The sequence below is a fragment of the Streptomyces sp. TRM68367 genome, from assembly GCF_014495685.1.
GTDB lineage: Bacteria > Actinomycetota > Actinomycetes > Streptomycetales > Streptomycetaceae > Streptomyces.
This window is the reverse complement of the sequence record NZ_JACTVI010000035.1, coordinates 66,392-80,030: the sequence shown is the minus strand read 5'-3', so window position 1 is coordinate 80,030 and position 13,639 is coordinate 66,392. Positions and strand designations below refer to the sequence as shown.

7 protein-coding genes and 1 pseudogene are annotated in these 13,639 nt (G+C 71.2%); 5 read left to right on the top strand and 3 right to left on the bottom strand.

Translation table 11 applies throughout. The features are described from left to right. The first annotated feature begins 106 nt into the window (after positions 1-106). The 3 genes from H8R17_RS22650 (at position 107) to H8R17_RS22640 (ending at position 2,685) form a co-directional block, all read left to right on the top strand. Complete coding sequence (locus tag H8R17_RS22650; RefSeq protein WP_316959497.1) at positions 107-838, top strand: inositol monophosphatase family protein; 732 nt, start codon at positions 107-109, stop codon at positions 836-838. Between the two features lie 367 nt (positions 839-1,205). Beyond that, entirely contained in the window at positions 1,206-1,937 is a 732-nt protein-coding gene (locus tag H8R17_RS22645; RefSeq protein ID WP_262505421.1) for a LamG domain-containing protein, read from the top strand. A 163-nt stretch (positions 1,938-2,100) separates the two neighbouring features. Next, complete coding sequence (locus H8R17_RS22640) at positions 2,101-2,685, top strand: sigma-70 family RNA polymerase sigma factor (protein ID WP_187825034.1); 585 nt, start codon at positions 2,101-2,103, stop codon at positions 2,683-2,685. 3 nt (positions 2,686-2,688) lie between these two features. Here the strand turns inward: H8R17_RS22640 and H8R17_RS22635 are convergent, their stop codons facing one another. Continuing rightward, complete coding sequence (locus H8R17_RS22635) at positions 2,689-3,630, bottom strand: hypothetical protein (RefSeq protein WP_187825033.1); 942 nt, start codon at positions 3,628-3,630, stop codon at positions 2,689-2,691. Positions 3,631-3,874: 244 nt separating this feature from the next. Between H8R17_RS22635 and H8R17_RS49380 the strand changes: the two are divergent. Beyond that, positions 3,875-6,259 (top strand): annotated as a pseudogene (locus H8R17_RS49380) (FtsK/SpoIIIE domain-containing protein); the annotation flags it as partial. 375 nt (positions 6,260-6,634) lie between these two features. After that, positions 6,635-8,260: an FtsK/SpoIIIE domain-containing protein gene (locus H8R17_RS49375; RefSeq protein WP_399477111.1), complete on the top strand. Its 1,626-nt coding sequence runs from the start codon at positions 6,635-6,637 to the stop codon at positions 8,258-8,260. Between the two features lie 71 nt (positions 8,261-8,331). On the opposite strand, the gene H8R17_RS22625 is transcribed toward H8R17_RS49375, so the two are convergent. After that, positions 8,332-12,858 (bottom strand): DUF6531 domain-containing protein, encoded by a 4,527-nt coding sequence (locus H8R17_RS22625; RefSeq protein ID WP_187825031.1) that lies wholly within the window; start codon positions 12,856-12,858, stop codon positions 8,332-8,334. Between the two features lie 25 nt (positions 12,859-12,883). Continuing rightward, positions 12,884-13,609: a hypothetical protein gene (locus H8R17_RS22620; RefSeq protein WP_187825030.1), complete on the bottom strand. Its 726-nt coding sequence runs from the start codon at positions 13,607-13,609 to the stop codon at positions 12,884-12,886. Positions 13,610-13,639 lie beyond the last annotated feature (30 nt).

Here is a 13,639-nt window from a genome sequence, read left to right as displayed (position 1 = left end):
TGAATCATCGCAGGTCGGAAGCACCCTTCCTCCATGAAGTGACTGGCTGTCACTGAAGCTCCTGGTGCCGTGAATTCGTGAGGCCGGGGCGTGTGCCGGCGCGGACGTGGTCCGCAACATGTACGGCCAGCGGCTCACCCGCATCGACAAAGAGGCCGGGGACTTTGCCACCGCCGCCGATGTGGAGGCCGAGGAGATGATCCTCGACGTCATCTGTGCCGCACGGCCCGATGACGCGGTGCTCGGCGAGGAAGGCGGGCAACAGGGCGCCGCCGACGCCGTGCGCCAGTGGCTGGTTGACCCCCTGTGCGGCACGCTCAACTACGCCGTCGGCAACATGTTGGTGTCCGTAAACGTGGCGCTGCGCGATGGGGCAGCAGCGGTGGCCGATCCGTTCAGCGGCGAGGTTTTCTTCACCGACGGGGAGACCGCCTGGATGCGGCATGACGGGGCCGACGACGCACTATTGACGCCCACGCCCGCCACCCGATTGGTGGACGTCAACCTGGACCCGCCGTTCCCGAGTGCGCCGCGATTCCGGGCCGTGGATCTGCTAGCCCACCCTGAGTTCGTCGAGCGTTTCCGGCCGCGGGTCGTGTCCACGACCCTGGCGCTGGCCTGGGTCGCTGCCGGCAAGCGCGCCGCGTATGTCACCGATGGCGGCGACCTCTCCAGGAGCGTGCACTTCGCCGCTGGCATCGCTTTGTGCCGGGCTGCTGGCTGCACCGTCACCGGGATCGACGGCGCCCCGATTGGTGAGGCAGGCCGCGGGCTCGTGGTCGCCGCCGACGACGAGACCCACGGGCTGCTGATGTCGATGATCCGCAGCCGGAGCTAGTGCTGTGTCCGCATGGGTTTCGCGGGCTGGGTCAGGCTGAGGCTTGGAGGGGCCTACCGCCCCAGCGGATGCCCTTTTCGCTGCGGATCCTGGCACGTTCACGACGTTGGGCGGACGGCGTGCCCGCGCCGCCGGAACGGCACAACTCCCCATGGTCCACTGCCCCGGGCGAGGCGCCGCCGCATCTCCCGGCGCACAGGCGCACATCCATTGGGGTGCCCAGGTCCGCTGTCTCACGGGCTGTCACAATTACTTGCACACTGAACCAGTTCCGGATCAGACGCGTGATCACAGTGACGCATTTATGCCGCACAGCCTGGGGAAATTCATGACGCGCAGATGGACGCTTATCACCACGATCACCGTATTGACCGTCGCGCTGGCCTTCGTCGTCGTCCAACTGGTGCGCGGCCAGGACTCCGGGAAGGAACAGGCCGGGGCGAAGCCGGCCGCATCGAGCCCGGGTGGCGGCGCCGAGTCGCTGCGGGGGCTCGGATGGTGGCCCCTGCACCAGTCCGGCACAGCGAAGGCCGGCGAGTACGACGCCGTGGTCAGCGGCGGCACGCAGTGGACCGACGGCCCCGAGGGCGGCGCCCTGCAGCTGGACGGCACCAGCGGATACGCGGACACCAACACCCGGCTCGACACCGTGGGCAAGGACTACTCGGTCGCCGCGCGGGTGCGCCTCACCGCCCAGAACATGACCGGCATCCACACCGCCCTGTCCCAGGACGGCGACCGGATCAGCACGTTCTTCCTCCAGTACTCCGGCCCGGACGGGAACTTCGCCTTCAGTTTCGCCGGTGCCCGTACGGTCGCGAAGACGCCCGAGAAGCCGCAGTCCGGCCGCTGGTACCACCTGACCGGCACGTACAGCCAGAAGGACCACCGGATGAGGGTCTACGTGGACGGCCGGCTCGCGGGAACCAGGGTGGCCTCCAGCAGCGTGAAACCCACCGGCGCCGTGGTGATCGGACGCGGCAAGTTCGATGGGAAGGCGGCCGACTACTGGAACGGTGACATCGCCGACGTACATGTCTACGACCGGGAGCTGACGCCCCGTGAGGTGAGTTCACTTTCCTCCCACGAACCGGGCTGATAGGCGCCAAAGGGGCGAGTTCACCGCCGCCGCAGGCTGACGGGCGCCGCACGGGCGCCGCACGAACGCCGCACGGGCGCACGGCGGCCCGCGGCGGGGCCTGCTCGTTCTCCCGCGGCCGGCTGAATCCGTCTCCCCCACAGACGACCGGAGAGGAAGGCCCTTGTCGGCCCGCGCTTCGACCGAAGACCGAATACCCGGCCCCCACGCCGCGGAGCCCTGCCCCGACGAATTCCTCAGAGCGCTCTACCACTTCCACGGCCGCGCGTTGCTGCAGTTCGCCGCACGGTGGCTGGAGGGCGACTGGCACCGCGCCGAGGACGTCCTCCAGGAAGTCGCGATACGCGCCTGGCGGCACGCCGGGGAACTCGACCCGACCACGGATTCGGCGCGGCCCTGGCTGTTCACCGCGCTGCGCAATCTCGTCATCGACGGCCACCGGGCCCGCCAGGCCAGACCACCGGAGACCGGTGACCCCGAACTCGCCCACCTGCCGGTGTCCGACGGCGTGGACCACATCCTCACCTCCCAGGTGCTCATCGAGGCGTTGCGGGACCTGCGGCCGGCACAGCGCGAGGTCCTGTTGCACGTGCACTACCTGGGACGCAGCGTCAACCAGACGGCCAAGGTCCTCGGCGTGCCGCCGGGCACGGTCAAGTCCCGGACGTACTACGCCGCCCGCGCCCTGCGCGAGGCACTGCACAGCCGCGGGCTGTACGCGGGCGGCCTGGACCGCGAGGCCGGATGACACTTATGCCAGACGCCCCGCGTGCCGGGTGATCTCCAGGCCGAGCGGCCCGGTGTCGAGCGATCCGCCCGCACCGGCACGCCAGCGCCACCCCGTGGGTGCCTCGCCGAGCACCAGCAGTGCGTCCCCGCGCCGCAGGCCGGCCAGTACCCCCTCCCGGCGCGGGAGCTGTGAGGCGTCCACGACGAACAGATGCGGCGCCTCGCCATGGACGGCGATCCGGCTGCTGCTCTCGATCAGCCGGAAGATCTGGGTGACGTCGGACGATCCGGGCTCCGGCGCTCCCGTGCCCACCGACGCCGCCGTGGCGAACGCCTCCTCCAGGCTGGCCGCGTTGCGCAGACGCGAGGTCCGCGGCTCGTCGCCGGAAAGGAGCCGGCCGTCGGCCAGGGATCCCACCAGGGTGACCTCGGCGAGCGCCCCCACCGGGCTGTCGAGCGCCTCGGTGACGACGGCCCGCACCAGGCTGCGCACTTCGTCGTCCGGACCCGTCACCGAGATGGGTCCCGCCGCCCGGGAGAGGTCGACCAGCACCCGGTCGGGGCCGGCCAGGCCCACCGTCACCGTCAGCGCGTACGGCAGGGCCGGTTCGCCCTCGGGGCCGGGGCGGTGCAGATCGTCGGGCGAGATCGTCCAGCGCTCGCCGTCCGCCTCGGCGGTCCAGGGCGCGGGGGCGGCCTCCTCGGCCCCGGCCAGCAGCAGTCCGAGCCGCTCCTCGGAGTAGACGACGCCGTACAGGTCGGGCAGCGACCGGCCAGAGCGCAGGCATTCGCCCGTCAGCCGGCGCAGGCCCGCGTTGACCACGTCCAGCGCCTCCCTGCCCACGACGGCGGTCGAGGCGGCGACGGGCTTCGGCGGGCGGGCCCGCCGCTCGGTGACGATCAGCGCGGCCACCGCTCCGATCAGCGCCAGCCCCAGCACCACGGCCAGGACGTACCAGATCATCTTCTGACTCCTTGTCGGGGCACCCCCGGCGGCGGAGCCGGGACGGTCGAAAGCGGGGGCGGCACAGTCGCTGTGCCGGGCACCCGATGGCGACTACGGCGCCCGTCCGCGGATGGTTCACCCGGCGCACCGGTGAACCATCCGCGGACGGGGGCCGTAGGCCCTGTCAGTGGCACGGGAGCCGCCGAGTGCGGCCGCCGAGGCCCCCCATTCACGCTGGCTGGAGGACGTTTTCGTGTCGTTGATGTTGACCGTGGTCGAGGGGGGCGGTGACGCGTTCGACGTCCACCTCGACGCCGACCCGGACACGCCCGTGAGCGCTGTCGCGGAGGCGCTGGCCGGGGCGGGAGGCGTTCACCGGCCCCCGGAGGGCCTCGGCCTGTACGCCGGCGACCGGCTGCTGCCCGCCGATATGCGGCTGCGGGACGCGCCGCTCCACCACGCGGCCATCGTGGGCCTGGGCCGTCCGGCGGGCACCTCGGAGGCCGAACCGGTCGGCCTGGTGGAAGTCCGTGCGGTCGGCGGGGCCGGCGCGGGCGCCGTGTTCCGGCTCGACATCGGCGAGTACCGGATCGGGCTTGCCCACGACGGGACCGCCCAGGTGCTGCGCGCCGTACCCGACCGTCCGTTCGCCGTGCTTACGGTGGGCCCCGGAGGGCGCTGCCGCGTCGCGCCCGAGGCGTCGGGGACGGGTGGCGGCATCCTGCAAATGGACCGGGAGGACCTCGCCGAGGCGACCGCCTGGCCGGCCGGCGCGCAGCTCCTGATCGGTGGCAGCCTGCTCGAACTCGCCCTCCCGCAGCGGCCGGACGCGGCCGTGCAGCCGTCGGAGGACGGCGCCGGCTGGGACTACAACCGGCCGCCGCGGCTGCGTCCGGCCGTGACCACCACCCGCTTCACTCTGCCCTCGCCGCCCGCCCCGCCCGCCGCCCGGCCGCTCCCGTGGATCACCGCCCTTGCCCCGCTGGTGATGGCGGGGGCCGGGGCGCTGGTCTTCGGCCGCATGTCGATGCTGCTGTTCGGGCTGCTCTCCCCGGTCGCGATCGTCGGCAACTACATGATGAGCCGGCGCACCGGACGTCAGTCCCACTCGGACAGCGTCACCGCGTACGAGGAGAAGAAGGCGCGCATCGAGGGTGATGCGACCGAGGCCCTGGTGGCCGAACGCACCGCCCGGCGCCGTGGTTTCCCCGACCCGGCGGAGGTCGTGCTGACCGCCGTCGGCCCCCGGCGCCGCCTGTGGGAACGCCGTACCAACGACGCCGACTTCCTCGAACTGCGTATCGGGACCGCCGACTTGGCCTCCGACGTGGTGCTCCAGGACCCGACGAAGGACGAGCACCGCCGCGAGGACCCGTGGACCGCGTACGACGTCCCGGTGACGGTTCCGCTGCGCGAGCACGATGTGTTGGGCATCGCGGGTGAGGGCCCGGTCGCGCGCGCCGTGGCGCGCTGGACGGTCGCCCAGGCCGCCGTGCTGCACAGCCCCCGTGACCTCCAGATCCACTTCCTGACGACAGGCGGCCAGGACCGGGACGCCTGGTCCTGGCTGCGCTGGCTGCCTCACGTGCGCAAGAAGTCCGGCGACATCCCGGCCAGCATCGGCTACGGCACGGAGAGCTGTGCCCGGCGGGTCGCCGAACTGACCGCGCTGATCGCCGAGCGCGCCGGACGGGACGACCGGAGGAACCGGCCCGCGGGACCCGATGTGCTCGTCGTCCTCGACGGAGCGCGCAGGCTGCGTTCGCTGCCCGGCGTCGCGCAGATCCTGCGTGACGGACCGGCCGTCGGCGTCCGCGCGGTCTGCCTGGACGCCGAGGAGCGGCTGCTGCCCGAGGAGTGCCACGCCGTCGTCGCCGAGGAGCCCGGCGGGACCGTGCGGGTGGGACGCTCCGGGCGGGGCACCGTCGGGGGCATCCGCCCGGACGCGGTGTCCCTGGAGTGGTGCCGTTCGCTGGCCCGCGCGATGGGCCCGCTGCGGGACCCGGGCGGGACCGACGAGGAAGCCGCGGTGCTTCCCGGCGCCGCGCGGCTGCTTGACGTCCTCGCCCTCGACCCGCCGCAGGCCGCCGCCATCCGGGCGCGCTGGACGGCCGGGGGCCGCTCGACCCGGGCGACCGTCGGCGTCTCCCTGGACGGCCCGTTCTCCCTGGACCTGCGGCGCGACGGCCCGCACGGGCTGGTCGCCGGCACCACCGGCTCCGGCAAGTCCGAACTCCTCCAGACGCTGGTCGCCTCGCTCGCGGTGGCGAACCGTCCGGACGCGATGACGTTCGTCCTGGTCGACTACAAGGGCGGCTCCGCGTTCAAGGACTGTGTGGACCTGCCGCACACCGTCGGCATGGTCACCGACCTCGACGCCCACCTCGTCGAGCGGGCCCTGGTGTCGCTGACGGCGGAGCTCACCCGGCGCGAGCACATCCTCGCCGCGGTCGGCGCCAAGGACATCGAGGACTACGTCGACCTCCTGGAGCGCGAGCCGGGGGCGGGCCATGACCCGATGCCCCGACTGCTCATCGTCATCGACGAGTTCGCCTCGATGGTGCGCGATCTGCCGGACTTCGTGAAGGGCCTGGTCAACATCGCCCAGCGGGGCCGTAGCCTCGGCATCCACCTGATCCTCGCGACGCAGCGCCCCAGCGGCGTCGTCTCCTCGGAGATCCGCGCCAACACCAACCTGCGCATCGCGCTCCGGGTGACGGACGCGGGCGAGAGCCAGGACGTCATCAACTCCCCTGAGGCCGCCGGGATTTCGCAGGGCACACCGGGCCGCGCCTATGTCCGCCTGGGCCAGAACTCCCTCGTGCCGTTCCAGTCCGGACGGGTCGGCGGCCGCCGACCCGGTGCCGCGGCGACCTCGCTGCCGGCACCCTGGGCGGTGACGGTCGGATGGGAACGGCTCGGCGAGCCGCTCCCGGCGCGGCCCCGTGGCGCGGTCGTACCCGCCGAGGTGGAGACCGACCTGACCGGACTCGTCACGGCGATCCGCGCGGCGGACCGGGAGATGGGCATCCCCGCGCAGCACAGCCCTTGGCTGCCGCCGCTGCCCGAGCAGTTGGTCATCGGCGACTTGCCGGTGCCCGCGCCCTCGGACTACGACCTCGCACCCGTCGCGTACGGCGTGGTGGACCTGCCCGCGCAACAGGCCCGGCAGCCCCTGGTGATCGACCCGGCGACGCTCGGACACCTGCACATCATCGGCTCGCCCCGCCAGGGCAGGTCCCAGACGCTGCGCACCATCGCCGGCACCCTGGCCGCCGCCCACTCTCCGGACAAACTGCACATGTACGGCATCGACTGCGGCAACGGCGCGCTGCTGCCCATCGAGGGCCTGCCGCACTGCGGGGCCATCACCCAGCGCACCCAGCCCGACCGGGTGGCCCGGCTGCTCGCCCGGCTGACCGGGGAGCTGACCCGGCGCCAGGAGATGCTCGCCGCCCGCGGCAGTGCCGACCTGCCGGAGCTCCGCCGTGCCCTGCCGGAGGGCGAACGGCCACCGCACATCGTGCTGTTCATCGACCGGTGGGAGGTCTTCGACAAGCAGCTCGGCGAGTACGACTCCGGGAACCTGCTGAACTCCGTGCTCACCTTGCTCCGGGACGGCGCGAGCGTCGGCATCCACCTGGTGATGACCGGTGACCGGGCGCTGTTCTCCAGCCGGGTCAACGGCTCCACCGAGGACAAGCTCGTGCTGAAGCTGAACGAGAAGTCCGAGTACGGGATGATCGGCATCACCCAGCGCAACGTGCCCGACGAGATCCCGCCGGGCCGCGCGTTCCGTGCCGCCGACAAGGCGGAGGTACAGATCGCGCTCCTCACGGACAGCCCGGAAGGCCAGGCGCAGGCCGTGGCGCTCCAGCAGATCGCCGAGTACTGCCGCGAGCGGGCGGCCCAACTGCCCGCCGCGACAAGGCCGTTCCGCGTCGACACTCTGCCGGACCGGCTCGCCTGGCAGGAGGCGGCCCGGTACGTGCCGCGGCCCTTGCCGTCCGCGCGCTGGGCCCTGGCCGGTGTCGGCGGCGACGAACTCACCGCTTACGGGCCGGACTTCTCGGTCACGCCGACGTTCCTCGTCGCCGGGCCCGCCCGCTCCGGCCGCAGCACCGTCCTGGCGACGCTGGCACTGTCACTGCTGTCGACGAAGACACCCGTCGTCGTCGGCGCACCCGCCAGGTCACAGTTGCGCCGGCTCGCCGGACGGCCCGGCGTCCTCGCGGTCTTCGACGAGTCCGACATCGACCCCACCGCGCTCGAGCAGATACTGGCCTTTACGCCGAAGGGCGCCGTGGTGATCCTGGACGACGCCGACCTGCTGTTGAAGACGAAGGCCGAGCCCGTCCTCACCCAGATCGCCAAGTCCGGTGCCGAGACCGGCCGGGGCCTGGTGATCGCCGGTCAGACCGACCGCCTCTCCTCCGGCTTCTCCGGCTGGCACACCGAGGCCCGCCGAAACCGCTGCGGTCTGCTGCTGAAGCCGCAGAACATGAGCGACGGCGAACTGATCGGCGTCAAAGTGCCCCGCAGCCGCCTGGGCGCGACCCGACCGGGCCGGGCGATCCTGCACCTGGGCGACGGTGTGCTGCGTACCGTCCAGGTTCCGGAGACGGTGCTGCCGCCGGCCGGGAGCTGACCGGCCGTACGTACGAGTTGAGGGCTCCCGCCCCGGGGACGGCCGGGGCGGGAGCCCTCTCGCATTCCGGGCTATTTGGGCTTGTTGGGGAAGATCACCTGGTTCACGAGAGCCCCGGTCTTGTGGTGGGTGAACTGGAATCCGTGATCCCCGCGGACATTCAGTTGCATGGCCGCCGGGACGGGGTTATTTCCCTTGTAGATGGGTGTCACCTTGTATTGAATCTTTTCTCCGGCGTCAACAGCCTTGCGAATCGCGTTTTCATAGTGCACATGGACCGGTGCGTTCGCGTGGCGGTGCAAGGTGACAAAGTTCAGCACGCTCTTGTTCGAGCCGCCGAGCTGCGCGCCGAGCAGATGGCCACGGTTGAGATTCTTTCCCGACTGCCAGCCCGGCGGCTCGGACGTGGGCTTGGGCTTGGTCTTGCCGCCCATCATGCTCTGGTCGAGTTTGGCGAAAACTCCCCGCGGGAGCTTGTTGCGGAGTGGTTTGTACTGGACTCGCCCGCTCCAGCTGATGTTGTTCTCATCGCAGGGGGCCAGCCCCAGCGGGTCGCTGAAAGCCTGCGGATTGTCGACGTACGCCACCGGGTTGGGGGCGGGATCCAGGCCCAGCGGATCCGGTGTCGTGTACCGGCCGCTCTCCGGGTCGTAATGACGGAAGTAGTTGTAATGGAGACCGGTTTCGCGGTCTTCGTACTGCCCGGGGAAACGGAAGGGCGTCAGGGCGGTGGCGTCGCGATGATGTGCGGTGGTGCCCCACATGGTGGTGCGGGAGCGCCATGCGATGTCGCCCTGTTCGTCGACGAGTTCGGTGGGGGTGCCGACGAGGTCCGTGACGATGGCGAAGAAGCGGGAGTCGTACTCGCCCTGGCCCCTCGGCTTGCGTTCGAGCTGGGTGAGGGGGCGGTGGCCGTCGTGTTCCCAGGTGAGGGTGAGGCCGTTGGTGATGTCGGTCTGTTCGGCGAGGGTGGAGTCGTCCCAGGTGAAGCGGACGCCCTCGACGGCGGTCCGGCCGTCCTCGGCCATGCGGTACTTCGCGGTGCGACGCCCTATCGGGTCGTACGTGTAGTGCCAGCGGTTGCCGTCGGGGGTCGTGCAGGCGGTGAGGCGGTCCTCCGCGTCCCATTCGTAGCGCCAGATGTCGGGCTTCTTCGACAGCCGACGCTTCTGACGCAGCACCATGCGGCCCGCGTCGTCGTGCTCGTAGCGCACCGCCCCCGCCTCGCGGATGCGGGTGCCGGTGTAGGTGCGGGAGCCGCGGGCCTCGGCCCGGGGCGCTTTCTCGGGCCAGGCGGCCTCGGTCTGGTTGCCGGCCCGGTCGTAGGCGTAGGACTCGGCCCAACCGTCGCCGGTGACCGACAGCGGGCGGCCGACCGGATCGAGCTCCATGTTCTGGCGCTTGCCCGTCGCGTGGTCCGCGATGCCGGTCAGGTGGTTGTCGGCCCGGTAGGTGTAGGACCGTTCGCGCAGCGTGCGCCCCGGCGTGGCGAGAGAGTGGGAGACCGAACGCCCGGCCAGGTCCCAGGCGGTCGTCGCGCTCACGGGGGAGGCCGCCGTGCCCCATACGCGGGTCAGTTCGCGCCCGACGGCGTCGTGGGTGAAGTCCAGCCGGTGTCCGTCGGCGGTGAGGGTGTCGCGGTTCCCGTTCCCGTCGTAGGTGAGCTCGGTGACAGCGCCAGTAGGGGTGGTGCGGGAGGTGCGGCGCCCGAGGATGTCGTACGTGAAACGGGTGGTGCGTCCGTCGACGGTCTCGGCCACGATCCGCCCCATGACGTCTCGTTCGAGCTCCAGCGTCGAGGTGGGGGAGGCGGCCCGGACGAGCGCTCCGGCCGAGTCGTACGCGTACGACGTGCTCGCTCCGGCAGCGTTCTTCTCCACCAGCTCGCCGAGGGAGTTGTACCGGAAGGTGATCTCCTGGCCCAGGGCGGTGGTGTGGCAGACGACCCGCCCCACCCCGTCCAGCGCATAGGTGATCTCGCGCCCGTCGAAGTCGGACTCCGCTATGACGTTGCCCGCGCTGTCATAGGTGTAGTCCCAGGTCAGACCTTGCGGGTTGACGACCTGGGTGCGGCGGAGCTCGGCGTCGGAGGCGAAGGTGTAGCGGACACCGTCGGGCGTGGTCCGAGCCACCGGCTGATCGAAGTGGGTGTACTCGAAGCGGGTGGTGGCACCTGTGGCGTCGGTACTGGTGAGGCAGTTGCCCTCGCCGTCCCAGGTCAGGCGCTCACTGCGGCCGTCCGGCGCGGTGCGCTCCGACAGCAGGCCCTCGACGGTCCATACCGCGCGGGTGATCGCGCCCGACGGATCGGTGACGGAGGTGGGCCGGCCGAACGCGTCGCGTTCGATCGTCGCCCGGTGCCCGGCCGGGTTGCCGACCGCCAGGGGGATGCCTGCGCCGTCGACCTCGTACGCGACCTCCGCGCCGGCCGGGTCCGTGGCCGAGGCGACCGCGCCGTTGCGGTGATGGGTGAAGCGGTTCGTGGTGCCGTCCGGAGCGGTGACGGTCGTCAGGTTGCCCCGCTCGTCGAACTCCTGCCGCCACGTCTCCCCGTCGTGGCCCGTGAACGTGGTGGGGAGGTTCAGTCCGTTGTACGTCGACGTGGACCGGCTGCCGTCCGGGAGCTGGATGACGGTGGGGTTGTGGGCGCGGTCGTACTCGTACCGGATCGTGTGGCCGAGGGCGTCGGTCTCGGCCAGGAGGTTGTCGTAGCGGTCCCACTCGGAGGTGGTGGTGTGGCCCAGGGGGTCGGTCTCGCCGATGACCTGGTGGAGGTTGTTGAGCTGGTAGACGGTCGTGGCGCCGCAGGCGTCCGTGTAGTGCGTCCGGCACTGCTCGGGGTCGTAGGACCAGCGGGAGGAGAGATATCCGTCGGGGCCGATGGTCTCCGTGACACGGTTGGCGTCGTCGTAGACGTAGCGGTAGGTGGAGTTGTTCCGGTCCGTCCAGGAGGTGATGCGGGACTGGTCGTCGTAGCCGAACACCAGCGGCTGACCGGACGAGTTCACCACGTGGGTGAGGTTGCCGTCCGCGTCGTGCTGGTAGGACATGACCTCGACCGGGCCCTGTGGCGTGGCCACCGAGAGCCCGGTCAGCAGCCCGGCGATGCACTGGACCTCGACGCGGTAGCCGCCGGAGTGGACCAGCGTGGTCGGGGTGCCGTCCTCCAGCCGGGAGGCAGTGACCTCGTTGCCGTTGCGGTCGTGCCACCGGGTCAGCCAGTACAGGCCGTTGTCGTCGGCGGGATGGTCCGCGAAGGTGCGGACGAGGCCCGAGTGCGGGTCGGAGACGAGATAGGTGGACCCCCCATTGGGGCCCGTTCCCGCACAGGAGAGCGGCAGGCGAGGGCCCTCCTCGGGCCACACCGCCTCGTCGGACCCGGCGGCTGGAAGGCTCGGGTACGTCAGGATCGAACCGTCCTCGCGGGCCCACGACACCCGCCCCCGGTCGTCGATCTCCAGGCGTTCGTCGAGCGTGGAGGCCCAGGAGGGGCCGAAGAACTGGCCGTAGCGGTAGGTCGACAGATGCGTTCGGGAGACCGCCAGCGGCAGCACACCGGGCAGCGTCAGATCGGTCTGCGTCAGCAGCATTTCACCGCTTGCCACGTCGACCGGGTCGGTCTTGCAGGTGCGGCTCTTCAGATCCCGGCTGGTGACACGGATGCTGGACGGCTTGATCGAGGCGGGCTTGACCCCCTTGAGCGCCGAGCCGATCCCCCCGATGCCCTTGAGCGCCGCGGCCCCGCCCCCGACCAGGCCCACGACGCCGAGCACGATCTCGGCGATGTCCCAGTCGCCTGTCTCCGCCATGATCGACATGTTGATGCCCAGCGACGCCGCACCGGCCACGACGGCGCCGATCGTCAGGGCGATCCCCACCCCCTGCAGGCCGGGAATCAGCATCGCCAGCACGCCCAGCACCGCGCTGATGATGCCGAGAGCCTTGCTGAGCACCTTCTTGATCTTGTCCCACAGGCTGTAGCCCGCGACCGACTCGTCCCTTGCGTCGTCCAGCTTCTGCGCCGCCGTGGCGGCGTCCTCCTCACGCACCTGCCGCGCGTCCTCCGCGAGCAGCCGGGCCGCGTCCAGATCCGCCTGTGCGTCATCGGCGTGCGTCTGCGCCGTGGACTGCTTGCTGTGGGCCTCGTCAAGGGCGCGCCGGGTGCTCGCCCGCGCCTCCTCGTCGTCCGGAGGGAGGGTGGCCGAGTCCAGCCGGCCGATGTCGGCACCGGCCGCACGCACCACCTCGGTGGCCGACTCCAGCCGCTCCTTGGCCTCGCGCCCCTTCTCCAGCGCGTTGTCGGCGTTCCGCTGCTGATCACGCAGCGAATGCACATACGTGTCCAGGGCGCCGGCCGCCTGGTCGTAGGAACTGTGCAGCTTGCGCACCTGCTTGGCCAGGTCACCCAGCTTGTCCCGGAGTTTCTCCATGGACTTGCCCTCGCCCACCTGCTGGTTCTCCAGGCCGGAGACGAGCGGCAGGGCGTCGCCCGCGTTGTCGGCCACGGTCCGGTAGCTGCGCGCGAGATCTCCGAGCATCTCCGCGTCACCCGGAGTCGGGTCGTCCGAGAACCCGAAGACCGATTCCCACTCGGACACCGCTGGACGCACCATGGACGCGACCTCACTTTCCGTTGTCTGTTTCGCCCATGGGGCTTGCACCGGCCGCTTCCGACGCCGGATCCGCTGCGCCGGACGTGTCGGCCGGTTCCTCGAAGCGGAGCGACTCCGCGATCGCGTCGAAGACCTCGTAGAACTGCTCCGCCAGATCCACGTTGGGGGTGGAGCTGGCGAGCACCAGATAGTCCCGGCTGTTCGGCACCGGGATCAGGGTGTGCCGCACCGCGGTGGGCACCGGCGTCCCCTGGTAGTCCACGTCCTCGATCCTGGTGATCCGCCCGGCCGCACCGACGTGCGGCAGCTCCACCAACTCCACCTCGCCGGGCGGCAGTCCGCTGCCCTCCGTCTCGGTGCCCAGCTGCATGCCGGCCGCGACGACGAGGTCCGCCAGATCCTCCGCCTGATCCTCGGGAACGGAGATCCGGAGCACCACCGTCGTGGCGCTGAGCACCAGGGGGCCGCTGCCCGCGCGCAGAATCCTGAGCATGCCCGACGCCCGCAGCGCGCCCTGCGCGTGCGCCTCGCGGGCGGTGCGCCGGGTACTGCGGATCAGCCTGTCCACCTGCTCGCGGGTGAGCTGCGGGGCCTGCTTCACCTGCGACTCGATACGGCGACGGATCGACGCGTCCCGGGTGTTCGGGTCGAGGTCGAGATGCCACCAGGAGTCGGGGAACCTCAGCGAGTATCCCGCGGGCGCGGCCTCGGGCCCTTCCGTGACCGGTTGCGTCATGGCGCCTTTCCTTTCCGCGCGACGTCTCCG